General features: G+C 72.1%; 25 protein-coding genes. 21 read left to right on the top strand and 4 right to left on the bottom strand.

Annotated elements, in window-relative coordinates:
- The first annotated feature begins 82 nt into the window (after nucleotides 1-82).
- Both LRS74_RS14020 and LRS74_RS14015 read left to right on the top strand, forming a co-directional pair.
- On the top strand, nucleotides 83-1,984 hold the full coding sequence (locus LRS74_RS14020) for an AMP-dependent synthetase/ligase (protein WP_277741306.1): 1,902 nt from the start codon (nucleotides 83-85) through the stop codon (nucleotides 1,982-1,984).
- 60 nt (nucleotides 1,985-2,044) lie between these two features.
- Nucleotides 2,045-2,344: a hypothetical protein gene (locus LRS74_RS14015; RefSeq protein WP_277741305.1), complete on the top strand. Its 300-nt coding sequence runs from the start codon at nucleotides 2,045-2,047 to the stop codon at nucleotides 2,342-2,344.
- Nucleotides 2,345-2,831: 487 nt separating this feature from the next.
- On the opposite strand, the gene LRS74_RS14010 is transcribed toward LRS74_RS14015, so the two are convergent.
- Complete coding sequence (locus LRS74_RS14010; RefSeq protein ID WP_144380865.1) at nucleotides 2,832-3,038, bottom strand: cold-shock protein; 207 nt, start codon at nucleotides 3,036-3,038, stop codon at nucleotides 2,832-2,834.
- A 299-nt stretch (nucleotides 3,039-3,337) separates the two neighbouring features.
- On the opposite strand from LRS74_RS14010, the gene LRS74_RS14005 reads away from it, so the two are divergent.
- The 5 genes from LRS74_RS14005 (at nucleotide 3,338) to LRS74_RS13985 (ending at nucleotide 8,927) form a co-directional block, all read left to right on the top strand.
- A complete protein-coding gene (locus LRS74_RS14005; protein WP_277741304.1) occupies nucleotides 3,338-4,231 on the top strand; it encodes a menaquinone biosynthesis protein in 894 nt (297 codons plus the stop codon).
- Between the two features lie 107 nt (nucleotides 4,232-4,338).
- Nucleotides 4,339-6,198 (top strand): serine/threonine protein kinase, encoded by a 1,860-nt coding sequence (locus tag LRS74_RS14000; protein ID WP_277741303.1) that lies wholly within the window; start codon nucleotides 4,339-4,341, stop codon nucleotides 6,196-6,198.
- 88 nt (nucleotides 6,199-6,286) lie between these two features.
- Nucleotides 6,287-7,486: a cyclic dehypoxanthinyl futalosine synthase gene (gene mqnC, locus LRS74_RS13995; protein ID WP_277741301.1), complete on the top strand. Its 1,200-nt coding sequence runs from the start codon at nucleotides 6,287-6,289 to the stop codon at nucleotides 7,484-7,486.
- Nucleotides 7,487-7,511: 25 nt separating this feature from the next.
- The gene (locus LRS74_RS13990; RefSeq protein WP_277741300.1) at nucleotides 7,512-8,162 is read left to right on the top strand and encodes a hypothetical protein; all 651 of its coding nucleotides are present in this window, start codon (nucleotides 7,512-7,514) and stop codon (nucleotides 8,160-8,162) included.
- 72 nt (nucleotides 8,163-8,234) lie between these two features.
- Entirely contained in the window at nucleotides 8,235-8,927 is a 693-nt protein-coding gene (locus LRS74_RS13985) for a demethylmenaquinone methyltransferase (RefSeq protein ID WP_277741299.1), read from the top strand.
- Between the two features lie 138 nt (nucleotides 8,928-9,065).
- Here LRS74_RS13985 and LRS74_RS13980 read toward each other — a convergent pair whose 3' ends face one another.
- Nucleotides 9,066-9,572, bottom strand: coding sequence for a GNAT family N-acetyltransferase (locus LRS74_RS13980; RefSeq protein WP_277744751.1), 507 nt, complete (start codon nucleotides 9,570-9,572; stop codon nucleotides 9,066-9,068).
- Nucleotides 9,573-9,696: 124 nt separating this feature from the next.
- On the opposite strand from LRS74_RS13980, the gene LRS74_RS13975 reads away from it, so the two are divergent.
- Both LRS74_RS13975 and LRS74_RS13970 read left to right on the top strand, forming a co-directional pair.
- Nucleotides 9,697-11,013 carry a geranylgeranyl reductase family protein gene (locus tag LRS74_RS13975; protein WP_277741298.1) on the top strand — a complete coding sequence of 439 codons (1,317 nt, stop codon included), beginning with the start codon at nucleotides 9,697-9,699 and terminating at the stop codon, nucleotides 11,011-11,013.
- A gap of 409 nt (nucleotides 11,014-11,422) precedes the next feature.
- A complete protein-coding gene (locus tag LRS74_RS13970) occupies nucleotides 11,423-11,950 on the top strand; it encodes a DoxX family protein (protein ID WP_277741297.1) in 528 nt (175 codons plus the stop codon).
- Between the two features lie 103 nt (nucleotides 11,951-12,053).
- On the opposite strand, the gene LRS74_RS13965 is transcribed toward LRS74_RS13970, so the two are convergent.
- Nucleotides 12,054-12,953, bottom strand: coding sequence for a VOC family protein (locus LRS74_RS13965; RefSeq protein WP_347178134.1), 900 nt, complete (start codon nucleotides 12,951-12,953; stop codon nucleotides 12,054-12,056).
- Between the two features lie 232 nt (nucleotides 12,954-13,185).
- On the opposite strand from LRS74_RS13965, the gene LRS74_RS13960 reads away from it, so the two are divergent.
- Nucleotides 13,186-13,605 (top strand): CBS domain-containing protein, encoded by a 420-nt coding sequence (locus tag LRS74_RS13960; RefSeq protein WP_144380873.1) that lies wholly within the window; start codon nucleotides 13,186-13,188, stop codon nucleotides 13,603-13,605.
- Between the two features lie 160 nt (nucleotides 13,606-13,765).
- On the opposite strand, the gene LRS74_RS13955 is transcribed toward LRS74_RS13960, so the two are convergent.
- On the bottom strand, nucleotides 13,766-14,635 hold the full coding sequence (locus LRS74_RS13955) for a C40 family peptidase (RefSeq protein ID WP_277741296.1): 870 nt from the start codon (nucleotides 14,633-14,635) through the stop codon (nucleotides 13,766-13,768).
- 710 nt (nucleotides 14,636-15,345) lie between these two features.
- Between LRS74_RS13955 and LRS74_RS13950 the strand changes: the two genes are divergently transcribed.
- The 11 genes from LRS74_RS13950 (at nucleotide 15,346) to nuoK (ending at nucleotide 26,350) form a co-directional block, all read left to right on the top strand.
- On the top strand, nucleotides 15,346-15,705 hold the full coding sequence (locus LRS74_RS13950) for an NADH-quinone oxidoreductase subunit A (protein ID WP_144380875.1): 360 nt from the start codon (nucleotides 15,346-15,348) through the stop codon (nucleotides 15,703-15,705).
- Nucleotides 15,706-15,728: 23 nt separating this feature from the next.
- Entirely contained in the window at nucleotides 15,729-16,283 is a 555-nt protein-coding gene (locus LRS74_RS13945; protein WP_144380876.1) for an NADH-quinone oxidoreductase subunit B, read from the top strand.
- Between the two features lie 8 nt (nucleotides 16,284-16,291).
- Nucleotides 16,292-17,008: an NADH-quinone oxidoreductase subunit C gene (locus LRS74_RS13940; RefSeq protein ID WP_277744750.1), complete on the top strand. Its 717-nt coding sequence runs from the start codon at nucleotides 16,292-16,294 to the stop codon at nucleotides 17,006-17,008.
- The gene (locus LRS74_RS13935) at nucleotides 17,008-18,393 is read left to right on the top strand and encodes an NADH-quinone oxidoreductase subunit D (protein ID WP_277741295.1); all 1,386 of its coding nucleotides are present in this window, start codon (nucleotides 17,008-17,010) and stop codon (nucleotides 18,391-18,393) included. The genes LRS74_RS13940 and LRS74_RS13935 overlap by 1 nt, the downstream gene beginning before the upstream one ends.
- A complete protein-coding gene (gene nuoE, locus LRS74_RS13930) occupies nucleotides 18,390-19,220 on the top strand; it encodes an NADH-quinone oxidoreductase subunit NuoE (protein WP_277741294.1) in 831 nt (276 codons plus the stop codon). Before LRS74_RS13935 ends, nuoE begins: the two co-directional genes overlap by 4 nt.
- Entirely contained in the window at nucleotides 19,220-20,599 is a 1,380-nt protein-coding gene (gene nuoF, locus LRS74_RS13925) for an NADH-quinone oxidoreductase subunit NuoF (RefSeq protein WP_277741293.1), read from the top strand. The genes nuoE and nuoF overlap by 1 nt, the downstream gene beginning before the upstream one ends.
- Nucleotides 20,596-23,106, top strand: a complete 2,511-nt coding sequence (locus LRS74_RS13920; protein ID WP_277741292.1) for an NADH-quinone oxidoreductase subunit G — start codon at nucleotides 20,596-20,598, stop codon at nucleotides 23,104-23,106. Before nuoF ends, LRS74_RS13920 begins: the two co-directional genes overlap by 4 nt.
- Before the next feature lie 65 nt (nucleotides 23,107-23,171).
- Nucleotides 23,172-24,500 (top strand): NADH-quinone oxidoreductase subunit NuoH, encoded by a 1,329-nt coding sequence (nuoH, locus tag LRS74_RS13915; RefSeq protein ID WP_277744749.1) that lies wholly within the window; start codon nucleotides 23,172-23,174, stop codon nucleotides 24,498-24,500.
- A 4-nt stretch (nucleotides 24,501-24,504) separates the two neighbouring features.
- Nucleotides 24,505-25,152, top strand: coding sequence for an NADH-quinone oxidoreductase subunit NuoI (gene nuoI, locus LRS74_RS13910; RefSeq protein WP_277744748.1), 648 nt, complete (start codon nucleotides 24,505-24,507; stop codon nucleotides 25,150-25,152).
- Nucleotides 25,149-26,054, top strand: coding sequence for an NADH-quinone oxidoreductase subunit J (locus LRS74_RS13905; RefSeq protein WP_277741291.1), 906 nt, complete (start codon nucleotides 25,149-25,151; stop codon nucleotides 26,052-26,054). The genes nuoI and LRS74_RS13905 overlap by 4 nt, the downstream gene beginning before the upstream one ends.
- Nucleotides 26,051-26,350, top strand: a complete 300-nt coding sequence (gene nuoK, locus LRS74_RS13900; RefSeq protein ID WP_144380882.1) for an NADH-quinone oxidoreductase subunit NuoK — start codon at nucleotides 26,051-26,053, stop codon at nucleotides 26,348-26,350. Before LRS74_RS13905 ends, nuoK begins: the two co-directional genes overlap by 4 nt.
- The last annotated feature ends 15 nt before the right edge of the window (nucleotides 26,351-26,365 follow it).

The raw sequence follows: 26,365 nt of genomic DNA, 5'->3' as shown, positions 1-26,365 counted from the left end.
AACTCCCCGTGTCACAAGGGTTCCCGCACCGCTCGGGCCAGCCCTACGTTTGCGTGAAGTTACTGACGGGTCAGGAGTTGCCATGCCACAGCAGTCAGCACCGACCGCACCAGTCCCCACCCCCACCCTCGTCCCACCACGGGTGCACATCGTCGCCGGGGTGGTCCAGCAGGCCGCCGTCCCCGCGCTCGCCCCCGCCGTGACGCACGGCAGCCTGGCGGAGATCCCCTTCGACAACGCCGCCGAGGCACCCGACGAGGCGGTCCTCAGCCGCAAGCAGCCGGACGGACGGTGGCGCGACGTCACCTCGGCGACCTTCGCCGCCGAGGTGCTCGCCACCGCCAAGGGGCTGATCGCGCACGGCCTGCGCCCCGGCGACCGGCTCGCCATCATGGCCCGCACCAGCTACGAATGGACCCTGCTGGACTTCGCCGCCTGGGCGGCGGGCCTGGTCACCGTCCCGGTGTACCCGACCTCGTCCGCGCTCCAGACGCGGTGGATCCTGCAGGACTCCGGCGCCGCCGCCTGTGCGGTGGAGGACGTCGAGCAGGCCCGGCTGGTCACCGCGGTGCGCGACGGCCTGCCGCGGCTGGCCCAACTGTGGCAGCTGGACACCGGGGCCATCGGCCAACTCGCGGCCGCGGGACGGGAGGTGCCCGACGAGGCCGTGACCCGGCGTCGGGCGGAGCGCGGCCCGCACGACATCGCCACGCTCATCTACACCTCCGGCACCACCGGCCGCCCCAAGGGCTGCGTGCTCACCCACGCCAACTTCTTCGCGGAGGTGGACAACTCCATCGAGCTGCTCCACCCGGTGTTCCGGTCGGACAGCAAGGAGCCGGCCGCCACCCTGCTGTTCCTGCCGTTGTCCCACGTCTTCGGGCGGATGGTCGCCGTCGGCTGTCTGCGGGCCAGGGTCCGGCTCGGCCACGCCCCGAGCATCCGCAGCGAGGACCTGCTGCCCGATCTGGCCGGCTTCCAGCCGACGTTCCTGCTCGCCATCCCCTACGTCCTGGAGAAGATCTACAACACCGGGCGCGCCACCGCGGAGCGGATGGGTCGCGCCGCCTCCTTCGACCGCGCCGCGCGCGTCGCCATGCGGTACGCGGAGGGCGCGGAGTCCGCGCGGGGTCCGGGGCTGGGCCTGCGCCTCGCCCGCGCGCTCTACGAACCGCTGGTCTACCGCCGGATCAGGGCCGCGCTGGGCGGGAGGGTGCGCCATGTCATCTGCGGCGGCTCCCCGCTCGGCCGGCGTCTCGCCGCCTTCTACGCGGGCGCGGGCATCCAGGTCTTCGAGGGGTACGGCCTGACGGAGACCACGGCGGCCGTGACGCTGATGCCGCCGCTCCGTCCCCGGCTGGGCACGGTGGGCTGGCCGCTGCCGGGGAGCGCGGTGCGGATCGCCGAGGACGGGGAGGTGCTGCTGCGCGGCGGCCAGGTCTTCACCGGCTACTGGGACGCGGGGCGCGGCGCGGTGCCCGGCGCCCCCGCCGAGCGTTGGTTCGCCTCCGGTGACATCGGCGCGCTGGACGAGGACGGCTATCTCACGATCACCGGCCGGAAGAAGGAGTTGATCGTCACGGCGACCGGTAAGAACGTGGCTCCGGCCCCGCTGGAGGACCGGCTGCGGGCGCACCCGCTGATCGGCCAGTGCATGGTTCTCGGCGACGATCGCCCGTATGTCGCGGCGCTGATCACGCTGGATCCGGACGGCCTCGCGCACTGGCGGCGGATGCAGGGGAAGGAGGGGCTGTCGCCGCGGCGGCTGGCCGCGGACGAGGAGCTGCTCGCCGAGGTGGGGCGCGCCGTCGAGGAGGCCAACACGACCGTCTCCCGCGCGGAGTCGATCCGCCGCTTCCGGGTGCTGCCGGGGGAGTGGACGGACCTGTCGGGGCATCTCACGCCCTCGCTGAAGCTGAAGCGCGCGGCCATCGCACGCGACTTCGCCGACGACATCGAACGGCTCTACGACGGAGAGCGATGAGGGAGGCGAGCGTATAGTCGATTACCGGGGCAAAAGGTGTCAGCTACCAGGAGTTATGACATGACGGCTGTGGCACACAAGGAGCACCCGGAGCACACGCATCAGCACGGGCCGGACTGCGGACATCCGCAGATCGCCCACGACGACCACCTCGACTACGCCCACGACGGCCATGTGCACCGGGCCCATGACGGCCACTGGGACGAGTGCGAGCGCACCGAGCACATCCAGCACGGCGCCCACGAGCACCAGCACGGGCCCACCTGTGGGCACCAGCAGATCCAGCACGGCGACCACGTCGACTACGTCCACAACGGGCACCGCCACGCCGCCCACGGCGGCCACTGGGACGACCACTGACGGTCCGGACCGCCTGACCCGACCCGGACCGGCCTGCCCCGTCCTGGCCCCTCCCGGCCGGCGGTGGCGGGCCGGGGCGGGCCCGGGCGAGGGCGGCGCTCCTGACCACCGCTCCCGGCCCGTTAGGAGACGGGGCTCTGGGGGACCGGGAGCGGTCCAAGGAGCGCGAGGCGCGAAGGGGGCGCGGCGCGCGGGAGCACGGCGCACGGGAGCACGGCGCGTGGGAGCGCGGCGGTCCGAGGGGGCGCCTGGTGCCGCCGAGGGTGTGCGGTGCCGCGGGGGCGCCGGGAGGGGGCGGGCGCCGCCCTGCCCGCGGCTCCCAGCGGGAGGAGGCCGACCTCGGTCATGTGCGCCGGCTGGAGCCCGCGTGGCGGGCGGCGGGCGTGAGCGGAAAGGGCAGGAGCCCCGCCCCTCCGCCGAAGCGGAAGGGCAGGGCTCCTTGGGTGCTGATCGGCGACCGTGCCGAAGCACGGCCGGACCCGCATACTCAGACCGCGGGGGTGACGTTCTCCGCCTGCGGGCCCTTCGGGCCCTGGGTGACGTCGAAGGTCACGGTCTGGTTCTCCTCAAGCGAGCGGAAACCAGACGCGTTGATCGCGGAGTAGTGGACGAAGACATCGGGGCCGCCGCCGTCCTGGGCGATGAAGCCGAAGCCCTTCTCGGCGTTGAACCACTTGACGGTTCCGGTAGCCATAAGCCCTCCTTGGGCCAAAGGGTTGCCCTGCTCCAGAACCTGCAAGTGCAAGAAGTCTGAAAACTACAAAAGCCTGCGGGTTACATGCTCCGCAGGCTCTGTACTGCAAGGGAAACCAAACTGCAACTTGGTGGCGAGCCTAGCACGTGCTGTTCTCGCGGGGAAAGAGCGAAAGGTCACGCGAAGGGTGAGTTTCCACTCCGTCGCTCTGGGGAATGTTCGCAGGTCGCGTGGCTGATGACGCGCCCGGAGCGCACCCTGCGCACGGTCGCCCGCAGGGCCGGGGCTAGCCTCCGCATGTGGACAATTCAGCCCCTGCCGCCGCCACCGCCAACGGCCACCGCCGGAGCCGGCCGCGGGTCGGCCACATCCAGTACCTGAACTGCCTGCCCCTCTACTGGGGACTCGCCCGCACCGGCACGCTGCTCGACCTGGAGCTCACCAAGGAGACCCCGGACGCGCTCAACGACCAGCTGTCCCGCGGCGACCTGGATATCGGCCCGATCAGCCTGGTGGAGTACCTGCGCCACGCCGACGACCTCGTCGTCCTCCCCGACATCGCCGTCGGCTGCGACGGGCCGGTGATGTCCTGCGTGATCGTGTCCCAGGTCCCGCTGGAGGAGCTGGACGGCGGCCGCGTCGCGCTCGGCTCGGCGTCCCGGACCTCGGTGCTGCTGGCGAAGCTGCTGCTCACCGAGCGGTACGGGGTGCGCCCCGACTACTACACCTGCCCCCCGGACCTCAGCCTGATGATGCAGGAGGCGGACGCCGCCGTGCTCATCGGCGACGCCGCGCTGCGCGCCAACCTGCACTACGCCCCCAAGCTGGGCCTCCAGGTCCATGATCTCGGCCACATGTGGAAGGAGTGGACCGGACTGCCGTTCGTCTTCGCGGTCTGGGCGGCCCGCCGCGAGTACCTGGAGCGCGAGCCGCGCATCGTCCGCAAGATCCACGAGGCGTTCCTGGCCTCTCGCGACCTCTCGCTGGAAGAGGTGACCAAGGTCGCCGAGCAGGCCGCCCGCTGGGAGGCCCTGGACGCGCCGGTCCTGGAGCGCTACTTCACCACCCTCGACTTCAGCCTCGGTGAGACCCAGCTCAAGGGGATCCGGGAGTTCGCCGCCCGCACCGGACCGTCGGCCGGCTACCCGGCCGACGTCCGCGTCGACCTGCTGCCGGCCCAGGCGTCCGGCTGAGCGGCGCGCCCCGACACCACCCCCGGCACCCCGACGCGCCCCAACCGCCCCCTGGGCGGCCGGCCCCGCCTAAGCTGGATCGGCGTACTCAGGGGGGAGGCCACGCGATGCATCCGCTGGGCGAGGAAGACCCGCAGGCCGTCGGGGCGTATCGGCTCCTGGGCCGGCTCGGCGCGGGCGGCATGGGCCGGGTCTATCTGGGGCGCAGCGCCGGCGGACGTACCGTCGCGGTGAAGATCGTGCACCCGCACTTCGCCCTGGACGAGGAGTTCCGGGCCCGGTTCCGTCGCGAGGTCGCCGCGGCCCGCCGGGTCGGCGGCGCCTGGACCGCACCGGTCCTGGACGCCGACCCGGAGGCCCGGGTGCCGTGGGTGGCCACCGGCTATGTCGCGGGGCCCACCCTCACCCAGGCCGTCGCCGACTCCGGGCCGCTGCCCGAGGCGTCCGTGCGGGCCCTGGCCGCCGGCCTCGCCGAGGCCCTGGCCGCGGTGCACGCCCTGGGCCTGGTGCACCGCGATGTGAAGCCCTCCAACGTGCTGCTCACCCTCGACGGCCCGCGCTTGATCGACTTCGGCATCGCCCGCGCCGTCGACGGCACGGTCTCCCTCACCTCCACCGGTGCCTCGATCGGCTCGCCCGGCTACATGGCGCCCGAACAGATCCTGGGCAAGGAGGTCGCGGGCGCGGCCGACGTCTTCTCGCTGGGCGCGGTGCTGGCGTACGCGGCGACCGGGGAGGGGCCCTTCCCCGGCGACAGCTCGGCCGCGCTGCTCTACAAGGTGGTGCACGAGGAGGCGGTCCTCGACCCGCGCCTCACCGGAGAGCTGCGGGACCTCGTCGCCGCCTGCCTCGCCAAGGCCCCGTCCGCCCGCCCCACCCCCGAGCGGATCCTCCACCGGCTGGCCCCGGACCGGGGCGCCGCCGGGCTGGTCGGGCCGGGCTGGCTGCCGGCCCCGCTGGTCGAGCGGGTCAGCAGGCAGGCCGTGGAACTCCTCAACCTGGAGGCGGCCGCGCCGGCCCCCGCCGCCACTCCCGGCCCCGGTCCCGCGCCGGCCCCCGCCACTCCCGGTCCCGGTCCCGCGCCCGTCCGGGACGCCGGGCCCGGGCCGGCCCTGGGCGCCTTCGGCCCGCCGGACCCCTCGTACGAGAAGGGTCCCGGGCACGGGAGGGCCCCCGACCCCGCGCACGGGAGGGGGCCCGGCGCCTCGTACGACGGCGTCCCCGCCCCGCCGGGGGCGCCGCCGCGACCGGGCGGACCGTCCGGACCGGCGGCCTCGGACCCGGACCCGGCGGGCGCCGCGTCCACTCCCGAGGGCGCCCCGGCGCCCGCCGGACGCCGGCTGTCCCTCACCGCCTCCGTCGGCGGCCGGCGCCGTCCGAAGGCGCTCAGCTGCACCCTGGTGCTCTCGGTCGCGGGCGCGCTGGCCGCCGCCGTCTTCGCGGTGAACGGACTGCCGGACGGCCCGGGCGGCGACAGGGACCACTCCGCGGACAAGGGGAGCGCCCGCCCGGCGTCGCCGGATTCCCGCCCCGGCGGCGGATCCGAGACCGGGGCGTCCCCGCGGCCCGAGCCGAGCGCGCAGCCGTCCGGCACCCCCTCGCCCGGCGGGCCCGGCGCGGTGCCCAAGGCGTTCCTGGGCACCTGGCGGGGGTCGCTGACCGCGGACTCCGGCCTGCCGGCCGGCGAGCTGACCATCACCATCCGGCAGGGCCGGACCGGGACCCAGGTCGCCAGCGGGCGGCAGGACGTCACCCTCTTCGTGTGCCACAGCAAGTGGAAGCTGGTGTCGGCGACGGCCAAGGAGTTGGTCCTGGACTCGCGGGTGAAACCGGAGGACCGGGAGGAGAACTGCAGCCTCGGCTCCGCCGAGGAGCGGTTCGCGCTCAGGAGCGACGGCTCGATCCGCTACACGGTCCAGGACGAGCAGGGAGGCAACCCGAGCGGCACGCTCCGCAGGCTGGACTGACGGCCCCGCGCGGGCTGCCCGCGGTGCTGGGCGTAGGCTGGATCAGTCCGTTTGCAAGCCCTGTAAACCCTCCGAAAGGGACACCACGGTGACCGAGAACGCCGACCTCCAGTCCGTGCTCGACCGCGCCGCCGCCGGTGGTCGGATCACCCCGCAGGAGGCGCTCGACCTGTACCGGTCCGCACCGCTGCACGCGCTGGGCGCGGCAGCCGACGCCGCCCGTCGCCGGCGGTACGCGGGCACCGAGCACATCGCGACGTACATCATCGAACGGAACATCAACTACACCAACGTCTGCGTGACGGCCTGCAAGTTCTGCGCGTTCTACGCGCCGCCGAAGGCCACCGACAAGGGTTGGACCCGCGACCTCGACGACATCCTGCGGCGCTGCGCGGAGACCGTGGAGCTCGGCGGCACGCAGATCATGTTCCAGGGCGGCCACCACCCGGACTTCGGCGTCGAGTACTACGAGAAGCACTTCTCGGCCATCAAGAAGGAGTTCCCGCAGCTGGTCATCCACTCGCTGGGGGCGTCCGAGGTCGAGCACATGGCCCGCATCTCCGGTGTGTCCGTCGAGGAGGCCGTCCAGCGCATCCACGCCGCCGGCCTGGACTCCTTCGCCGGCGCCGGCGCCGAACTGCTGCCGGAGCGGCCGCGCAAGGCGATCGCGCCGCTCAAGGAGTCCGGCGAGCGCTGGCTGGAGATCATGGAGACGGCGCACCGGCTGGGCGTGGAGTCCACCTCCACCATGCTGATGGGCACCGGCGAGACCAACGCGGAGCGGATCGAGCACATCCGGATGATCCGCGACGTGCAGGACCGCACCGGCGGCTTCCGCGCCTTCATCCCGTACACCTACCAGCCCGAGAACAACCACCTGAAGGGCCGGACGCAGGCCACGATCTTCGAGTACCTGCGGATGATCGCCATCGCGCGGCTCTTCCTCGACAACATCGCCCACATCCAGGGCTCCTGGCTGACCGTCGGCAAGGAGGCCGGTCAGCTCTCGCTGCACTACGGCGCGGACGACCTGGGCTCGGTGATGCTGGAGGAGAACGTGGTCTCCTCGGCGGGCGCCAAGCACCGCTCCAACCGGATGGAGCTCATCGACCTCATCCGCAAGGCCGGACGGGTCCCCGCGCAGCGCGCCACCACCTACGAGCACCTGGTGGTGCACGAGAACCCGGCCGACGACCCGGTCGACGACCGCGTGGTCTCGCACCTGTCCTCCACCGCGATCGAGGGCGGCACCGCCCACCCCGAGCTCAAGCTCGTCGGCACCAACTGAGACCGCCGCCGCCCGCGCCGCCGAGATGCTCACCCTCCACGCCGCCGACCTGCTGCTGCCCGGCGCCGGGGCCGACCCGGTGCCCGGCGGCGCGGTGGCGGTCGACGACGGTCGGATCGCCGACTTCGGCCCGTACGAGCGGGTCGCCGCCGCGTACCCCGGCGCCCGGGCGCGGCGCTGGCCTGGTCTGCTCACCCCCGGGCTGCGCCAGTGGCACGGCAAGTGGCTGCTGGAGCGGTGCTACTACCCGGACCCGCGCGAGTTCCACCTCCTGGGCGAGCGGCCGTTGACGGGGGCGGCCCTGAGCGATCTGGACATGGACGCGACGCGCTGGGCGGGGAGTGTGCGACGCGGGGTGCAGCAACTGCTCCGGCACGGCACCACGACGGTGGTCGGCAACTTCTCCGACCCGGTGGTGAACGTGGCGGTGGCCCGCTCGGGGCTGGTCGTCGTCCCGCCGCTCGGCGCCCCGGGCGACGCACCCGGCGAGCCGGACCTCGACCCCTTCCACGCCGGCCACGACCTGGCCGGCACGGCGGCCGGCCCGCTGATCACGGGCGGCCGCGCCGATCTCGCGGTCTTCGACGTGCCCGACGAACCCACCCTGGTCGAGCGGGGCGCGGCGACCTGCGTGGCCACCGTCCTCGCCGGGCGACTGGTGCACCGCCGCCGCTGAGGCGCACGGGTCGCGGCTCGCCGCGCCTGCCCCCGCCGCACGCCCGCCGTGGGCGAGGTGAACAATGGGTGGGTGACCCGAGCATCCTTGGACAAGCAGCCGCACGAAGTCGCCGCGATGTTCGATGACGTGGCGGCGAGATACGACCTCACCAACGATGTGCTGTCCCTGGGGCAGGCCCGGCTGTGGCGCAAGGCCGTCGCCCGTGCGCTCGACGCACGCGCCGGGGAGCGGGTCCTCGACCTGGCCGCCGGCACCGGCACCTCCTCGCTGCCCTTCATGGCCGACGGCGCCTACGTGGTCCCCTGCGACTTCTCGCTCGGGATGCTGCGGGAGGGCAAGCAGCGCCATCCCCAGCTGCCCCTGACGGCCGGCGACGCGACCCGGCTGCCCTTCGCCGACGACGTCTTCGACGCCGTGACGATCTCCTTCGGGCTGCGCAACGTCCAGGACACGGACGCCGCCCTGCGCGAGCTGCTGCGCGTGACCAAGCCGGGCGGCCGGGTGCTGATCTGCGAGTTCAGCTCCCCCACCTGGGCGCCGTTCCGCACGGTCTACACCGAGTACCTGATGCGTGCGCTGCCGCCGGTCGCCAGGGCGGTCAGCAGCAACCCCGACGCGTACGTCTACCTCGCCGACTCCATCCGCGCCTGGCCCGACCAGCCGGGACTGGCCCGGAAGCTCCAGAAGGCCGGCTGGTCGCGGGTGGCCTGGCGCAACCTCACCGGCGGCGTGGTGGCGCTGCACCGGGGCACCAAGGCGTAACCGACCGCACGGCGGCCGGGGGCGGCGGGCCGCGGGACGTGGCCGAGCGGCGGCCGGGCCGCGGGGGCACCAACCCCTGACCGAGCGACGGCGGCCCCAGGCCCGGCCACCGGGCCCGTCACCGGGGCCGGGCCGCCGTCACAGCTCCAGCCGGTGGCAGACGGCGGTCGCCCCGGACACCGGCGAGACGTACGTCTCCGCGCGCCGCATGCCCAGCCGCCGCGTGACCGCGAGGGACCGCTCGTTGCGGGCGTCGACCATGGCGACGACCCGGTCCACCCCGGCCGCCCGCACGCGTTCCAGGGTGGCCTCGGCGGCCAGCGTGGCGTACCCCAGGCCCCAGAAGGCACGGCCCAGCCGCCAGCCGATCTCGATCTCGCCGACCGGCCCCCAGGACTGGGGCCACGGCTGCGCGCCGGTGAACCCCAGGACCTGGTCGGTCTCGTCCAGCAGCGTGTAGAGACAGAAGCCGTGCTCGGCGGCCAGCTTGCGCTGGCGCTCGGTGAACTCCTCGTAATGGGCCAGGTCCTGCGCGGACCCGCCGTGGAACTCCATGACGTCGGGGTGGTCGAAGACCCGGTGCCAGGCCGTCGCGTCGTCGGGAAGGGGCACACGCAGCCGAATGGACGGCTGGGCTATGGGCACGGTCATGGGGGGTGGCCCTTCTGAGGTCTGGGAGTAGGCCCCCCATAGACTGCACGTGTCCTGTGCCTTGTTGCGACCGCCTTGGGCGACCGGCACCCAGCCATCGAGTCTTCGGGAGACCTCCGTGAGCGAGACCGCAAGCATCGAGAGCGCCTCCGCCGGGACCTTCGGCTCCGAGTACAGCGCCGAGGTGATCGTCGTCGGGGCCGGCCCGGCCGGCTCGACCACGGCCTACTACCTCGCCAAGGCGGGACTCGACGTCCTCCTGCTGGAGAAGACCGCGTTCCCGCGCGAGAAGGTGTGCGGCGACGGGCTGACCCCGCGGGCCACCAAGCAGCTGGTCGCGATGGGGATCGACGTCTCCGAGGAGGCGGGCTGGCTGCGCAACAAGGGGCTGCGCATCGTCGGCGGCGGCGTGCGGCTCCAGCTCGACTGGCCGGAGTTGGCCTCCTTCCCGGACTACGGCCTGGTCCGCAAGCGCGACGACTTCGACGAACAGCTGGTGCGGCAGGCCCAGAAGGCCGGCGCGCGGCTGTACGAGCGGTGCACCGTGGGCGCCCCGGTGATCGACGACCGGACGGGCCGGATCACGGGCGTGCGGGCCAAGCTGGGGGAGGAGAAGACCCCGGTCACCTTCCACGCCCCGGTGGTGGTCGCCGCGGACGGCAACTCCAGCCGGCTCTCGCTGGGCATGGGGCTGCACCGGCGCGAGGACCGGCCGATGGGCGTGGCGGTGCGGACGTACTTCAACTCGCCCCGGCACCAGGACGACTACCTGGAGTCCTGGCTGGAGCTGTGGGACCGGCGCGGCGCCCAGCCGCGACTGCTCCCCGGCTACGGCTGGGTGTTCGGCATGGGCGACGGCACCTCCAACGTCGGCCTCGGCGTGCTCAACACCTCCAGCTCCTTCAAGGAGCTGGACTGGCGCGAGGTGCTCAAGGCGTGGTGCGCCTCGATGCCGGAGGAGTGGGGCTACACCCCGGAGAACATGACGGGGCCGATCCGGGGCGCCGCCCTCCCCATGGCCTTCAACCGACAGCCGCACTACACGCGCGGGCTGCTGCTGGTCGGCGACGCGGGCGGGATGGTCAACCCCTTCAACGGCGAGGGCATCGCCTACGCGATGGAGTCCGGGCAGCTGGCGGCCGACGTGATCGTCCAGGCGCAGGCGCGTGCCACCGCCGCGCAGCGCGAGATCGCCCTCCAGCGCTATCCGAAGATCGTCAAGGAGACCTACGGCGGCTACTACTCGCTCGGCCGCGCCTTCGTGAAGCTGATCGGCAACCCGAAGGTGATGAAGCTGGCGACCCAGCGCGGCCTGTCCCACCCGCTGCTGATGCGCTTCACCCTGAAGCTGCTGGCGAACCTCACCGACCCGCAGGGTGGCGACGCGATGGACCGCGTGATCAACGGGCTGACCAAGGTGGCCCCGCGCGCCTGACCGGTCGTGCGCACGGTCCCGGCCGGGCGGCCGGGACCGTCCTGAGCGGCGGCGGCAGCGGCGGGAGCGCCGAAAGGTGCGAGGCCGGCGGGAAGAGCGAGTAAGCGGGCCACGGGGGCGCGGGCGGCCGGGGGCCTCAGCGGCCGCTGAGGCCGCCGTAGCCGCCGTGGCCGCGCCGTGGCGTGGGGCGGGGGCACCGAAGCGATCCCCCGGCCCCCCGGTGGCCCTGGAGCGCCTCCGCGGCCGCGTGGCGTCTGGTGGCGTCCGGGGCGCCGGCCGGGGTCCCCCGGCACCCCGGTGGTTCCGTGGCCCCCCCGGTCAGCGCGCTCCTACCATCGAAGAGAGACGACCGGGCGGGCCTACCGATCCCGGGGCGGTCGGTGGCGGCCCGAGGATGTCAGGAGGCCCCATGTCGCACTCTCACGCTGCCCCTCCCGCTCCCACCACCGAGCAGCTCGGCTATGACATCGGGCTGCTGTTGATGCGGGTGGTGGTCGGTCTCACCATGGCCGGCCACGGCACCCAGAAACTGTTCGGCTGGTTCAACGGACCCGGCCTCGACGCCACGGCCCAGGGCTTCGCCGCGTACGGCTACGAGCATGAGGAGCCCATGGCGCTGCTCGCCGCGCTCACCGAGACGGTCGGCGGCCTCGGCCTCGCCCTGGGCCTGCTCACCCCGCTCGCCGCGGCGGGGATCATCGGCGTCATGATCAACGCCATCGCCACCCGGTGGGCCGACGCCTTCTTCCTGCCGACCGGCATCGAGTTCGAGGTCGTGCTGCTCGCCGTCGCGGCGGGCCTGGCGCTGACCGGGCCGGGTCGCCTGGCCGTCGACCACCTCCTGCCGGTGGTGCGCTTCCACCGGCTGTCCTACGGCGTCGGCGCCGTGGTGCTCGGCGTCGTCACGGGCCTGGTCGTGGTGCTCGCCTTCCGCTGATCGCCTGAGCGACTGATCGCCCGACGGCCCCGGGGGTCTGACGACCCGATCGCCCGACGTCCGAACGTCTTTCTCACCTGACGTAGGGACGCCTGGCGGGCCGTCAAGGGACCTGCTGCCGCCGGTGCGTTCGTCGGCCGGGCGGTCCGCCGCTCGTCGGCCCACCGGCGCGGTGACGCCCGTCGCGGCGCGTCGCGACGGGCGTCGCTCGTCCCCGTACCGGGCTACGACGCCTCCGGGTAGTCGCTCTTGATGACGGCGAAGACCGCCCCGTGCGGTCCGCGAGCCTGGCCATCCGGCCGATCCCCTCCGCGGTCGCGGCGGGGAGCACCACCCGGCCGCCGAGCTCCTGGGCGCGGGCGACGATCGCGTCGGCGTCCGCCACCTCGAAGTACGGCAGCCAGCGCGGCTGCTCGTCCGGGCCCTCCGGCATGGAGCCGCCGAACGCGGCCTCGCGGCCGCCGCCCGCCGTCGACAGCACGGTGTAGGTGAACCCGTCCATCGGCATGTCCTCGGTGTCCCAGCCGAAGACCGAGCCGTAGAACGCGCGGGCGCCGGCGGGGTCGGGCGTGTGCAGCTCGCTCCAGCACAGCGTGCCGGGGTCGTTGACCACGTCCACGCCCCGGGTGTCGCCCGGCTGCCAGACGGCGAACTCCGCACCCGCCGGGTCGGTGTAGGCGGCCAGCCGGCCCTCGGTGAAGACGTCCATGGGCGCGACGCGCACGACGCCGCCCGCCTGCTCGACCGCCTTGGTGGTCGCGTCGGCGTCGGCGGTCTGGAAGTAGAGGGTCCAGGCGGAGCGGGCGTCCTCGTCCATGAGCGGGCCGAGGGCGCAGACCGTCTTGCCGCCCTGCTGGAAGAACCCGTACCCCATCGCCTCGGAGCCCAGGGAGTGGAATTCCCAGCCGAACAGCTCGCCGTAGAAGGCGGCGGCCGCGTCGGTGTCCGGGGCGCCCAGATCGAGCCAGCAGGGGGAGCCGGGCTGGAAGTCGGTGGTGAGCATGGCGAAAGCTCCTCCTCAGACGGGTGTCGCGGAGCACGCGGGGGCCCGCGCGTCGCGGAGGCCGCAGGTTCTCCCCGCGTTTCAGTCTGGCACCGGGCACCGACGGTCGCCGGTCGCGAGGGCCCGCGGGGCCGGTGATGATGGGTGGGGGGCGCCGCGCGCGCCAGCCGCGGCGACACCGGATCGGGCCCTTGGGGCGACACCCCGCCGGCGGGCCCGGGAGGAGGCAGACATGACCACCGCCGGAGACATCATGCACCGGGGTGCGCAGTGGATCCTCGCGACCGAGACGCTCAGCCGCGCGGCGCAGGTGATGGCGCAGCTGAACGTCGGGGCGCTGCCGATCGCCGACGCCAACGACCGGCTGTGCGGCATCCTCACCGACCGCGACATCGTGCTCGGCTGCATCGCGCACGGCCACGATCCGGCGAAGATGACGGCCGGGGACCTCGCGGAGGGCACCCCACGGTGGATCCGGTCCGATGCCGACGTCAGCGATGTGCTGAGGGAGATGGAGGACCACCGCATCCGGCGCCTGCCGGTGATCGAGAACAAGCGGCTGGTCGGCATGATCAGCGAGGCCGATCTGGCGCAGCACCTGTCCGACGCGCAGATCGCCGAGTTCGCGCACGCGATCTACGCCGGCAGTTGAGCGCCGGCGCACGACGGCCCGGCGGCGACCGGCCGGGCGGAAGCCCGGCGGCGCGGGCACCGGGTGGCGACGCGACCGAGGGCCGCCGATCCCCGCGGGGATCGGCGGCCCTCGGCCGTGCTCGTGGACCGCTCGTCGAGGCGGGTCCGCGGTGCCGTCGTCAGAGGACGCGCACGGCGCCGGTCGGCATGTCGTAGCTCAGGTCGCGCTCGACGATGCCGGTGCTCGGGTTCTGCGCGCCGATGAACTTGCCATCGCCGATGTAGACGGCGACGTGGTACGCGCTGCCCGCGCTGCCCCAGTAGAGGATGTCGCCGGGCTGCAGGGCGTCCAGCGAGACCTGCGTGCCCACGGTCGACTGGCTCTGCGACACGCGCGGCAGGCTGATGCCGATCTGGTTGAACGCGGCCTGGGTCAGGCCGGAGCAGTCGTACGCGGACGGGCCGGTGGCACCGAGCACATACGCCTTGCCCACCTGGGCCTTCAGGAAGCTGATGACCGTCGCGACGTTTCCGCCGGTCGGCGTGGACGACGACGGGGAGTCCGCCTCGGGGGTGGCCGGCGTGGCCTCCTCGGTGGACTTGGTGCTGAGCGAGGTGCGCTCGGCGGAGCGGGCCGCCCGCTCCTGCTCGGCCTTCTCCTGCGCGGCGCGGCGCTCCGCCGCCTTGCGCGCGGCCTCGGCGCGGGCCTGCTCGGCCTTGTGCTTGGCCTCGGCCTCCACCTTGGCCTTCTTCACGGCGGAGCGGGCCTCGTCGTCGGCCTCGTCCTGCTGGGCCTGGAGTTCGTAACCGAACGCTGCCTGCTCGGTGGAGTCGGCGGCCTGCGCGGCGGTGCTCGCGAGCGTGGCGCTGACGGTGGGCATCTCCAGCGTCGACTCCACCGGGGCCGGCTCCGCGGCGTTGGCGGTCATCGAGGAGGTGCCGGCGACGGCGAGAGTGAGGATGCCACCGGTCACCCCGGCGCGGAGGGCACGCGTGGAGGCGGCGGTGCGGGGCTTCCGGTGGCTGGGTATGTGTGCGTTCGGGGACATGGGTAAACGGCTATCAGGGGCCGCAGGTTGAGATCAACAAAAGTGGAGTGCGCCACATTTGACGTGTGCACGACTGAAAATCACTCCGCGTGGCCGTACCCGAGCCCCCGCGCGGAGTGTCCGAAATTCTCGATCATGTGCATACGCATGGCTTTTTGCGGCTCAGACGGGCCCCGGGGCCGCTTATCACCTTCTGCCGAGCCGGGCCAAGGTTTCCCGTCAAATCGAGATCTACAAGTAGCTGGGAAGTGGCATACGTCACTCACGCCGTCTCGTCTCGCGGTCACCGTCGGGGGCGGGTCGCGCTCGCGCGCCGCTTCACGAGCGGTGGATCAAGCCAAGTCCCTCGCGGGGATGGCGCCCCTATATCAGTTGACGGCCGGGCATACGAATTTGCTTGGACGTGCCATTCTTGATAAAGCAAGCACCGCTCTCACCTGCGTTGACGCCCCTGAATGTCACTACTGGTGATCAGTCGGACGCTTCGTGTGCGTAGATCACCGCTCATCCGACTTCATGATCCTTCGTCAGGTGGTGGAGATCACAAAGACGTTCACGTACCCCGTGTCGCAGATCACAGACCGGCGGGCATAGGATGCAGGCGAATCGGGCTTGTGAACTGCCTCACATGGACACGATCTCCGTGAGGTGGTGACCACGCTCTGTACGGTCCGCCAGCCAGTCATCGTCGACTGAAGGGAGCGAGGACGGTGAACGCATACGCGCCCATCCTCGTACTGGGAGCCCTCGGGGCAGGCTTCGCGATCGTCTCGGTCTTCCTCGCGTCGATCGTCGGCCCCAAGCGTTACAACCGGGCCAAGCTCGAAGCCTATGAATGCGGTGTCGAGCCGACCCCGCAGCCGGCCGGCGGGGGTCGCTTCCCGATCAAGTACTACCTGACGGCGATGCTCTTCATCGTCTTCGACATCGAGATCGTCTTCCTCTACCCCTGGGCCGTCACCTTCGACGCGCTGGGGCTCTTCGGGCTCGTGGAGATGCTCCTCTTCGTGCTCACCGTCTTCGTCGCCTACGCCTACGTCTGGCGTCGTGGCGGGCTGGAGTGGGATTAACCGGGATCAAGGGGACTATTCGCATGGGTATCGAAGAGAAGCTTCCGAGCGGGTTCCTGCTGACGACCGTGGAGAACGCCGCGGGCCTGGCCCGTAAGTCCTCCGTCTTCGGCGCCACCTTCGGGCTCGCCTGCTGTGCGATCGAGATGATGGCCACCGGCGCCGCGCGTTACGACCTCGCCCGCTGGGGCATGGAGGTCTTCCGCGGCTCGCCGCGCCAGGCCGACCTGATGATCGTGGCGGGGCGGGTCAGCCAGAAGATGGCCCCGGTGCTGCGCCAGGTCTACGACCAGATGCCGAATCCCAAGTGGGTCATCTCGATGGGCGTGTGCGCCTCCTCCGGCGGCATGTTCAACAACTACGCCATCGTGCAGGGCGTCGACCACATCGTGCCGGTCGACATCTACCTGCCCGGCTGTCCGCCGCGCCCCGAGATGCTGATCGACGCCATCCTCAAGCTGCACGAGAAGATCCGCCACGAGAAGCTCGGCGTCAACCGCGAGCAGGCGGCCCGCGAGGCGGAGGAAGCGGCGCTCAAGGCACTCCCGACGATCGAGATGAAGGGGCTGCTGCGGTGAGCGGCGACGTGACGGACGGGCGGAACGGACCCGGCAACGAGGTCCCGGCCCCCCGTGCCCGGACCGGCGAGGCGATCGGCGTGCGCCGTGGCATGTTCGGCGCCGACAGCGGCGCCGACACCTCCGGCTACGGCGGGCTGGTGCGCACCGTGCGGCTGCCGGGCCCCTCGACCCGCCCGTACGGCGGCTGGTTCGACGACGTCGCCGACGAGCTCGAAGGGGCCCTCGAAGAACAGGGTCTGGTGCCCGCCAACGCCATCGAGAAGACGGTCGTGGACCGCGGGGAGATCACCTTCCACATCGCCCGCGAGCACCTGCCCCGGGTCGCCCGGACGCTGCGGGACGATCCCGCGCTGCGCTTCGAGATCTGCACCGGGGTGAGCGGGGTGCACTTCCCCGGCGACAAGGGCCGCGAGCTGCACGCCGTCTACCACCTGCGCTCCCTCACCCACAACCGGCTGATCCGGCTGGAGGTGAGCGCCCCCGACGCCGATCCGCACATCCCGTCGATCGTCGACGTCTACCCGACCAACGACTGGCACGAGCGCGAGACCTACGACTTCTTCGGCCTGGTCTTCGACGGCCATCCCGCCCTCACCCGGATCATGATGCCCGACGACTGGCAGGGCCACCCGCAGCGTAAGGACTACCCCCTCGGCGGCATTCCCGTCGAGTACAAGGGCGCCGAGATCCCGGCTCCCGACCAGCGGAGGTCGTACAGCTGATGTCTGCAACCAACGCCCGCCCGTCGCCCGGCCACCACCCCTCCTCGGGGCCCTCCGGGCCGGAGTCGACTCCTTCGGCCAGCTCACGCGAGACCACCGAAGGAACCGTCTACACCGTCACCGGCGGCGACTGGGACGAGGTCGTGGCCGGCGCGGCCAAGGCCGACGACGAGCGGATCATCGTCAACATGGGCCCGCAGCACCCGTCCACGCACGGCGTGCTCCGGCTCATCCTGGAGATCGACGGCGAGACGGTCACCGAGGCCCGCTGCGGCATCGGCTACCTGCACACCGGCATCGAGAAGAACCTCGAGTACCGGAACTGGACGCAGGGCACCACGTTCGTGACGCGGATGGACTACCTGACGCCGCTCTTCAACGAGACGGCGTACTGCCTCGGCGTCGAGCGGCTGCTGGGCGTCGAGGACCAGATCCCCGAGCGCGCCAACATCATCCGCGTCATGCTCATGGAGCTCAACCGCATCTCCTCACACCTGGTCTACGCGGCCACCGGCGGTATGGAGATCGGCGCGATCACCATGATGTTCACCGGCTTCCGGGACCGCGAGCTGATCCTGGACCTCTTCGAGCTGATCACCGGCCTGCGGATGAACCACGCCTACATCCGCCCCGGCGGGCTCGCCCAGGACCTGCCGCCCGGCGCGGTCGACCAGGTGCGGGCCTTCGTGAAGAAGTTCCGTAAGAACCTCACCGAATACGACAAGCTCGCCACCGGGAACCCCGTCTTCAAGGGCCGCCTGCAGAACGTCGGCTACCTCGATCTCGCCGGCTGCATGGCGCTCGGCGTCACCGGGCCGGTGCTCCGCTCCACCGGCCTCCCGCACGACCTGCGCAAGGCGCAGCCGTACTGCGGCTACGAGACCTACGACTTCGACGTCCCCACCACCGACACCTGCGACTCCTACGGCCGCTTCCTGATCCGGCTGGAGGAGATGCACCAGTCGCTGCGCATCGTGGAGCAGTGCCTGGACCGGCTGCGTCCGGGACCGGTGATGGTCGCCGACAAGAAGATCGCCTGGCCCGCCCAACTGGCGCTGGGCCCGGACGGGCTCGGCAACTCCCTGGACCACATCAAGAAGATCATGGGCACCTCGATGGAGGCCCTGATCCACCACTTCAAGCTGGTGACCGAGGGCTTCCGGGTCCCGCCCGGGCAGGCGTACGCGGCGATCGAGTCCCCCAAGGGCGAACTGGGCGTGCACGTGGTCAGCGACGGCGGCACCCGCCCGTACCGCGTCCACTTCCGCGATCCGTCCTTCACCAACCTGCAGTCCATGGCGGCGATGTGCGAAGGCGGCCAGGTCGCCGACGTGATCGTCGCCGTGGCGTCCATCGACCCCGTGATGGGAGGCGTCGACCGGTGACAGACGTGACCTTGGGGATGCCACAGCTCCCCGCACCCGACTACCCGGCCGAGGTACGGGCCCGGCTGGAGGGCGACGCCCGGGAGGTGATCGCGCGCTACCCGGACAGCCGGTCCGCGCTGCTGCCGCTGCTGCACCTGGTGCAGGCCGAGGACGGCTACGTCACCCGCACCGGCATCAGGTTCTGCGCCGAGCAGTTGGAGTTGACCACCGCCGAGGTGACGGCCGTGGCCACCTTCTACACGATGTACCGGCGCAGGCCCTCCGGCGAGTACCAGGTGGGGGTCTGCACCAACACGCTGTGCGCGGTGATGGGCGGCGACGCCATCTTCGAGGCGCTCCGGGAGCACCTCCGGGTGGCCAACGGCGAGACCACCGAGGACGGCAAGGTCACCCTCGAACACATCGAGTGCAACGCCGCCTGCGACTTCGCGCCGGTGGTGATGGTGAACTGGGAGTTCTTCGACAACCAGACCGTGGAGTCGGCCAAGCGACTCGTCGACGACCTGCGCGCGGGCCGCACCGTCGAGCCGACCCGCGGCGCCCCCCTCTGCACCTACAAGGAGACCGCGCGGATCCTCGCCGGCTTCCCCGACACCCGGCCCGGCGCGGTCGAGGCCACCGGAGGGGCGGGCCCCGCCTCGCTGGTCGGGCTGCGGCTCGCCAAGGGCGAGGCCGCCCCCGGCCGGGTGGTCTCGCAGCGCGCCTCCGACTACCCGGCGGACGAGATCCCGCCCGGCCACCCCAGCTCGCACGACGCCCCGCAGCAGACCTCCGCCTCCGACCCCGACCACCCGTCCGGACCGGTCACCGAGGAGGGGAAGTGATGACCGTGGCAGCCGCGATCGACGAGACGAGCCCGGAGAAGCTGCTCGTCCCCGTCCTGTCCGCGTTCTGGGACCAGCCCCGCTCCTGGACCATGGAGACCTACCGCCGCCACGAGGGCTACGAGGGCCTGCGCAAGGCGCTGGCCATGGCTCCGGACGACGTCATCGCCCTGGTCAAGGACTCGGGGCTGCGCGGCCGCGGCGGCGCGGGCTTCCCCACCGGCATGAAGTGGCAGTTCATTCCGCAGGGCGACGGCAAGCCGCACTACCTCGTCGTCAACGCCGACGAGTCGGAGCCGGGCACCTGCAAGGACATCCCCCTCCTCTTCGCCAATCCGCACTCGCTGATCGAGGGCATGGCCATCGCCTGCCACGCCATCCGCTCCACGCACGCCTTCATCTACCTGCGCGGCGAGGTCGTGCCGGTGCTGCGCCGGCTGCACGAGGCGGTGCGCGAGGCGTACGAGGCGGGCTACCTCGGCGACGGCGCGCGGCGCAGCCGGCAGCTGGGCCTGGACAGCCTCCCCGACCTCACCGTCACCGTGCACGCGGGCGCCGGCGCCTACATCTGCGGCGAGGAGACGGCGCTGCTCGACTCGCTGGAGGGGCGTCGCGGCCAGCCCCGGCTCCGGCCGCCCTTCCCGGCCGTCGCGGGTCTGTACGCCTGCCCCACCGTGGTGAACAACGTCGAGTCCATCGCCTCCGTTCCCGCGATCCTCAACAAGGGCAAGGAATGGTTCCGTTCGATGGGCAGCGAGAAGTCCCCCGGCTTCACGCTCTACTCGCTCTCCGGACACGTCGCCAACCCCGGCCAGTACGAGGCCCCGCTCGGCATCACGCTCCGCCAACTGCTGGACATGAGCGGCGGCATGCGGTCCGGCCACCGGCTGAAGTTCTGGACGCCGGGCGGCTCCTCCACCCCGCTCCTCACCGACGAGCACCTCGACGTGCCGCTGGACTACGAGGCGGTGGGGGCCGCCGGCTCCATGCTCGGCACCAAGGCCCTGCAGTGCTTCGACGAGACGACCTGTGTGGTGCGGGCGGTGACCCGCTGGACCGAGTTCTACGCCCATGAGTCCTGCGGCAAGTGCACGCCCTGCCGCGAGGGCACCTACTGGCTCGTCCAACTGCTGCGCGACATCGAGGCCGGCAAGGGGCGGACGGAGGACCTCGACAAGCTGGGCGACATCGCCGACAACATCAACGGCAAGTCGTTCTGCGCCCTCGGCGACGGCGCCGCCTCCCCGATCTTCTCCTCGCTGAAGTACTTCCGCGACGAGTACGTCCAGCACATCACCGGCCGCGGCTGCCCCTTCGACCCGGCGAAGTCCACCGTCTGGGCCGACCAGGACCACCACCCACTGGAGGTGAACGCATGACCATCACCACGAATGCTCCCTCCGGAGGGGGAGAGGCGGCGGTGCCGCGCGAGGACCTGGTCACCGTCACCATCGACGGGATCGAGATCTCCGTGCCCAAGGGGACCCTCGTCATCCGCGCCGCCGAGCTGCTCGGCATCGAGATCCCGCGCTTCTGCGACCATCCGCTGCTCGACCCGGCCGGCGCCTGCCGCCAGTGCATCGTGGAGGTCGAGGGCCAGCGCAAGCCCATGGCCTCCTGCACCATCACCTGCACCGACGGCATGGTGGTCAGGACCCAGCTCACCTCCCCGGTCGCCGAGAAGGCACAGCGCGGGGTGATGGAGCTGCTGCTGATCAACCACCCGCTGGACTGCCCGGTGTGCGACAAGGGCGGCGAGTGCCCGCTGCAGAACCAGGCGATGTCCACCGGCGACCCCGAAAGCCGCTTCGAGGGCCGCAAACGCACCTTCGAGAAGCCGGTCCCAATCTCCGCGCAGGTGCTGCTGGACCGGGAGCGCTGCGTGCTGTGCGCCCGCTGCACCCGCTTCTCCCAACAGATCGCGGGCGACCCGATGATCGAGCTGCTGGAGCGGGGCGCGCTCCAGCAGGTCGGCACCGGCGAGGGCGACCCCTTCGAGTCGTACTTCTCCGGGAACACCATCCAGATCTGCCCGGTGGGGGCGCTCACCTCCAAGGCATATCGTTTCCGCTCCCGCCCCTTCGACCTGGTCTCCTCGCCCAGCGTCTGCGAGCACTGCGCCGGCGGCTGCGCCACCCGCACCGACCACCGACGGGGCAAGGTGCTGCGCCGGCTGGCGGCCAACGACCCCGAGGTCAACGAGGAGTGGATCTGCGACAAGGGCCGCTTCGCCTTCCGCTACGCCCAGCTGCCCGACCGGCTGACCGTGCCGCTGGTGCGGAACCGGGACTCCGGTGAGCTGGAGCCGACCGGCTGGCCGGAGGCGCTCGCCCGCGCGGCGGAGGGGCTGGCCGCCGCGCGGGGCCGTACCGGGGTGCTGACCGGCGGCCGGCTCACGGTCGAGGACGCCTACGCCTACGCCAAGTTCGCGAGGGTCGCGCTCGACACCAACGACATCGATTTCCGCGCCCGCACGCACAGTGCGGAGGAGGCCGACTTCCTCGCCGCGCGGGTCGCCGGCCGTGGCCGCGATCTCTCCGGCGACGGACCGACGTACACCACGCTGGAGCGGGCCCCGGCCGTACTGCTGGTCGGCTTCGAGGCCGAGGAGGAGTCGCCGGGCGTCTTCCTGCGGCTGCGCAAGGCGCACCGCGGACACGGCCAGCGCACCTTCGCCCTCGCCACGCACGCCACCCGTGGGCTGACCAAGGCGGGCGGCACGCTGCTGCCCGCCGCCCCCGGCACCGAGACCGAGTGGCTGGACGCGCTGGCCGCGGGCACCGGGCTCGACGGCGCCGGGCAGGCCGCGGCCGACGCGCTGCGGGCCGACGGCGCGGTGATCGTCGTCGGCGAGCGGCTGGCGGGCGTGCCCGGCGCGCTGACCGCGGCGGTGCGGCTGGCCGGAGCCACCGGTGCGCGGCTGGCGTGGATCCCGCGCCGCGCCGGGGAGCGCGGGGCGGTCGAGGCCGGGGCGCTGCCCGGGCTGCTGCCGGGCGGTCGCCCGGCCACCGATCCGCGGGCCCGGCAGCAGACGGCGACCGCCTGGGGCGTGGCCGGACTGCCCCACCAGTACGGCCGGGACACCGGCCAGATGATCGAGGCGGCGGCCAGTGGCGAGCTCGGGGCGCTGCTCGTCGCCGGCCTCGACGTCGCGGACCTGCCCGACCCCGCGCGGGCGATCGAGGCGCTGGACGAGATCGGGTTCCTGGTGAGCCTGGAGCAGCGGCCCTCGGAGGTCACCGCGCGGGCCGATGTGGTCTTCCCGGTGGCGGCGGTCGCCGAGAAGCCCGGCACCTTCCTCAACTGGGAGGGCCGGGCGCGGCCGTTCGAGGCGGCCGTCAAGCCCGCCCAGGCGACCCGGGCGCACATCCCGGCGGACGCCCGGGTGCTGCACATGCTCGGCGACGCGCTGGAGGTGCCGCTCGGTCTGCCCGATGTCGGCGCGGTGCGCCGGGAGCTGGACCGGCTCGGGCACTGGGACGGCCCGTACGCCCCCGATCCGCTGTCGACCGCGCGGCCGCTGCCCCGCCCCGAGCCCGGCCAGGCGGTCCTCGCCGGCCATCGGCTGCTGTTGGACGGCGGCCGGCTCCAGGAGGGCGAGGAGGCGCTGGCCGGGACCCGGCACGCCGCCGTCGCCCGACTGTCGGCGGCCACCGCGGCGGAGACCGGCGTTCGGGACGGCGATCCGCTCTACGTCACCGGCCCCTCGGGCACGGTCCGGCTGCCGCTGTGCGTCACGCCGATGCCGGACCGGGTGGTCTGGCTGCCGCTCCGGTCGGTGGGCGGCGGCGTGGCGCGGGAGACCGGCGCCCGCCCCGGTGAACTCGTCCGCATCGGCGCGGCCGCCCCCGAGGTCGGCGCCGAGGTATCGGAGGTGCGCTCGTGACCACACCGGCCACGGAGTTCCGGCCCGGCGTGCCGGCCTGGCAACTGGCCGCCGAGGACCTGTCCATGTTCGGACACGACCCCTGGTGGCTCATCCTCATCAAGGTCGTCTTCTGCTTCGCGCTGCTGATGGTGACCGTGCTCATCGCCATCGTCTTCGAGCGCAAGGTGCTGGGCTGGATGCAACTGCGCATCGGCCCCAACCGGCACGGCCCCTGGGGCATGCTGCAGTCCCTCGCGGACGGCGTGAAGCTGATGCTCAAGGAGGACGTGGTCGTCAAGCGCGCGGACAAGGTGGTCTACGTCCTCGCGCCGATCGTCGCCGCGATCCCGGCCTTCATGGCGGTCGCGGTGATCCCCTTCGGCCCGGCCGACAACGAGGTCTCGGTCTTCGGTCACCGCACCCCGATGCAGCTGACCGACCTGCCGATCGCGATCCTCTACATCCTCGCGGTCGCCTCGGTCGGCATCTACGGCATCGTGCTCGGCGGCTGGTCCTCCGGCTCCACCTACCCGCTCCTGGGCGGCCTGCGCTCCTGCGCGCAGATGATCAGCTACGAGATCGCGATGGGGCTGTCCTTCGCGGCGGTCTTCCTCTACTCCGGCTCCATGTCGACCTCGGCCATCGTCGAGGGCCAGCAACACCGCTGGTACGCGCTGCTGCTGCCGGTCTCGTTCATCATCTACATCGTCGCGATGATCGGTGAGACCAACCGCGCGCCGTTCGACATGCCGGAGTCCGAGGGCGATCTGGTCGGCGGCTTCAACACCGAGTACTCCTCGATCAAGTTCGCGATGTTCATGCTCGCCGAGTACATCAACATGGTCACCGTCTCGATGGTCGCGGTCACCCTCTTCCTGGGCGGCTGGCGGGCGCCGTGGCCGCTGACCGCCTTCTGGGCGGACGCCGACCACGGCTGGTGGCCGCTGCTGTGGTTCCTGGTCAAGGTGAGCGCGCTGCTCTTCGTCTTCATCTGGATCCGCGCCTCGCTGCCGCGGGTGCGCTACGACCAGTTCATGCGGCTGGGCTGGAAGGTCCTGATCCCGGTCTCCATGGTCTGGCTGATGCTGGTCGCCACCGTCCGGGCGCTGCGGAACGAGGACTACGACTTCCAGCAGATCGTGCTGTACGTCGGCGGCGCGGTCCTCGCGCTGCTGCTCGTCTCCTTTGTCGTCGACGTCTTCCGCGACCGCGAGGAGAAGCGCGCGGAGGCCGAGGCGGCCCGGACCCCGGAGCCCCCCTTCGACCCGATGGCCGGCGGTCACCCGGTGCCGCCGCTGCCCGGACAGACCCTGCCCCCCGTGCCGCGCCGACGCCGGCGCCATGATCGCGAGCTGATTGTCAGTGGCGGCGCCAATACTGAGAGTGACGGAAAGGAGGTCGACGGTGTCTGACGCCATGTCTTCGGGGGCCGCGTCCGACGGCGGCACGCCGGTGGAGCCCCGGAACCCCCGGCAGAACCCCGTCGCCGGCTTCGGTGTGACCTTCCGGAACATCTTCAGGAAGCGCTTCACCGAGCAGTATCCGGAGGAGAAGAAGCCGACCGCCCCTCGCTTCCACGGCCGCCACCAGCTCAACCGACACCCGGACGGGCTGGAGAAGTGCATCGGCTGCGAGCTGTGCGCGTGGGCCTGTCCGGCCGACGCCATCTACGTGGAGGGCGCGGACAACACCGACGAGGAGCGCTACTCCCCGGGCGAGCGGTACGGCCGGGTGTACCAGATCAACTACCTGCGCTGCATCCTGTGCGGCCTGTGCGTCGAGGCGTGCCCGACCCGGGCGCTGACCATGACCAACGAGTACGAGCTCGCCGACCGGACCCGCGCCTCGCTCATCTACACCAAGGAAGAGCTGCTGGTGGGGCTGGACGAGGGCATGGTCGACACCCCGCACGCCATCTTCCCGGGCATGGACGAGCAGGACTACTACCGGGGCCTGGTCTCCGAGGCCGCCCCCGGCACCCGGCGCCAGGTCGCGGTCTCCAAGGGCGAGCAGCCCGAGGACCGGTCGGCGGAGCAGTCGGAGGAACAGGGGGCGGGAGCGTGAACCTCGCCGCGACCACGACCACCTCCACCGGCGAGGCCGTCCAGTTCTGGATCCTGGCGGTCGTCGCGGTGGCCGGCGCGTTGGGCACCGTGCTGATGAAGAAGGCCGTGCACAGCGCCCTGTCGCTGGCCGGGACGATGATCATCCTGGCGGTCTTCTACCTGGCCAACGGGGCGTACTTCCTCGGCGTCGTCCAGATCGTCGTCTACACCGGCGCGATCATGATGCTCTTCCTCTTCGTGGTGATGCTGGTCGGCGTCACGGCCGCGGACTCGCTGAAGGAGACGATCAAGGGGCAGCGATGGCTCGCCGCCACCTGTGGCCTCGGCTTCGGCATCCTGCTCTGCGCCGGCATCGGCAACGCCTCGCTGAACTCCTTCAACGGCCTCGGCCAGGCCAACTCCGGCGGCAACGTCGAGGGCCTGGCCGCACTCATCTTCACCAAGTACGTCTTCGCCTTCGAGATCACCGGCGCGCTGCTGATCACGGCGGCGGTCGGCGCGATGGTGCTGACCCACCGCGAGCGCACCGAGCGCGCCCGCACCCAGCGCGAGCTGTCCGAGCAGCGGGTGCGTCGCGGCACCCAGCTCCCGCCGTTGCCCGCGCCCGGCGTCTACGCCCGGCACAACGCGGTCGACATCCCCGGACTGCTCCCCGACGGCACCACCGCCGAGCTCTCGGTCAACCGCACGCTACGCGCCCGCGGCCAGATCCGGGACGTCTCCGCCGAGTCGCTGGCCGCGCTGGCGGCCCTGGAGCGGCGGGCCATCGACTGGCGGCAGCAGAAGGCCGAGGGCGGGGCCGCGCGGCCCGGCGGCGCGGAGCGTCCGCCCGGCCCGCGCGGCGACTCCGACGAGCCCGCGAACTCCGCCAATTCCAACTCCGGGGGTGCGGCCCAGTGAATCCGGTCAACTACCTCTACCTGGCCGCGCTGTTGTTCACCATCGGCGCCGCCGGGGTGCTGCTCCGGCGGAACGCGATCATCTTGTTCATGTGCGTGGAGCTGATGCTCAACGCCTGCAACCTCGCGTTCGTCACCTTCTCCCGGATGCACGGCAACCTCGACGGCCAGATCGTGGCCTTCTTCACGATGGTGGTCGCGGCGGCCGAGGTCGTGGTCGGCCTCGCCATCATCGTGACGGTCTTCCGCACCCGCCACTCGGCCTCGGTCGATGACGCCAGCCTGATGAAGCTCTAGAAGGGTCGCGTTCAC

The sequence above is a fragment of the Streptomyces sp. LX-29 genome (assembly GCF_029541745.1).
GTDB lineage: Bacteria > Actinomycetota > Actinomycetes > Streptomycetales > Streptomycetaceae > Streptomyces.
Note: the sequence above shows the minus strand (reverse complement) of the source record. Positions and strands in the feature narration are given on the sequence as shown.

Coding starts and splice junctions, on each gene's coding strand:
- nuoH (WP_277744749.1), top strand. CDS start 23,172: ATGTTCGGACACGACCCCTGGTGGCTCATCCTCATCAAGGTCGTCTTC.
- LRS74_RS13960 (WP_144380873.1), top strand. CDS start 13,186: ATGACCACCGCCGGAGACATCATGCACCGGGGTGCGCAGTGGATCCTC.
- LRS74_RS14015 (WP_277741305.1), top strand. CDS start 2,045: ATGACGGCTGTGGCACACAAGGAGCACCCGGAGCACACGCATCAGCAC.
- LRS74_RS13965 (WP_347178134.1), bottom strand. CDS start 12,953: ATGCTCACCACCGACTTCCAGCCCGGCTCCCCCTGCTGGCTCGATCTG.
- LRS74_RS13920 (WP_277741292.1), top strand. CDS start 20,596: ATGACCATCACCACGAATGCTCCCTCCGGAGGGGGAGAGGCGGCGGTG.
- LRS74_RS14020 (WP_277741306.1), top strand. CDS start 83: ATGCCACAGCAGTCAGCACCGACCGCACCAGTCCCCACCCCCACCCTC.
- LRS74_RS13935 (WP_277741295.1), top strand. CDS start 17,008: ATGTCTGCAACCAACGCCCGCCCGTCGCCCGGCCACCACCCCTCCTCG.
- LRS74_RS14000 (WP_277741303.1), top strand. CDS start 4,339: ATGCATCCGCTGGGCGAGGAAGACCCGCAGGCCGTCGGGGCGTATCGG.
- nuoI (WP_277744748.1), top strand. CDS start 24,505: ATGTCTTCGGGGGCCGCGTCCGACGGCGGCACGCCGGTGGAGCCCCGG.
- LRS74_RS13955 (WP_277741296.1), bottom strand. CDS start 14,635: ATGTCCCCGAACGCACACATACCCAGCCACCGGAAGCCCCGCACCGCC.
- LRS74_RS13945 (WP_144380876.1), top strand. CDS start 15,729: ATGGGTATCGAAGAGAAGCTTCCGAGCGGGTTCCTGCTGACGACCGTG.
- nuoF (WP_277741293.1), top strand. CDS start 19,220: ATGACCGTGGCAGCCGCGATCGACGAGACGAGCCCGGAGAAGCTGCTC.
- LRS74_RS14010 (WP_144380865.1), bottom strand. CDS start 3,038: ATGGCTACCGGAACCGTCAAGTGGTTCAACGCCGAGAAGGGCTTCGGC.
- LRS74_RS13990 (WP_277741300.1), top strand. CDS start 7,512: ATGCTCACCCTCCACGCCGCCGACCTGCTGCTGCCCGGCGCCGGGGCC.
- LRS74_RS13970 (WP_277741297.1), top strand. CDS start 11,423: ATGTCGCACTCTCACGCTGCCCCTCCCGCTCCCACCACCGAGCAGCTC.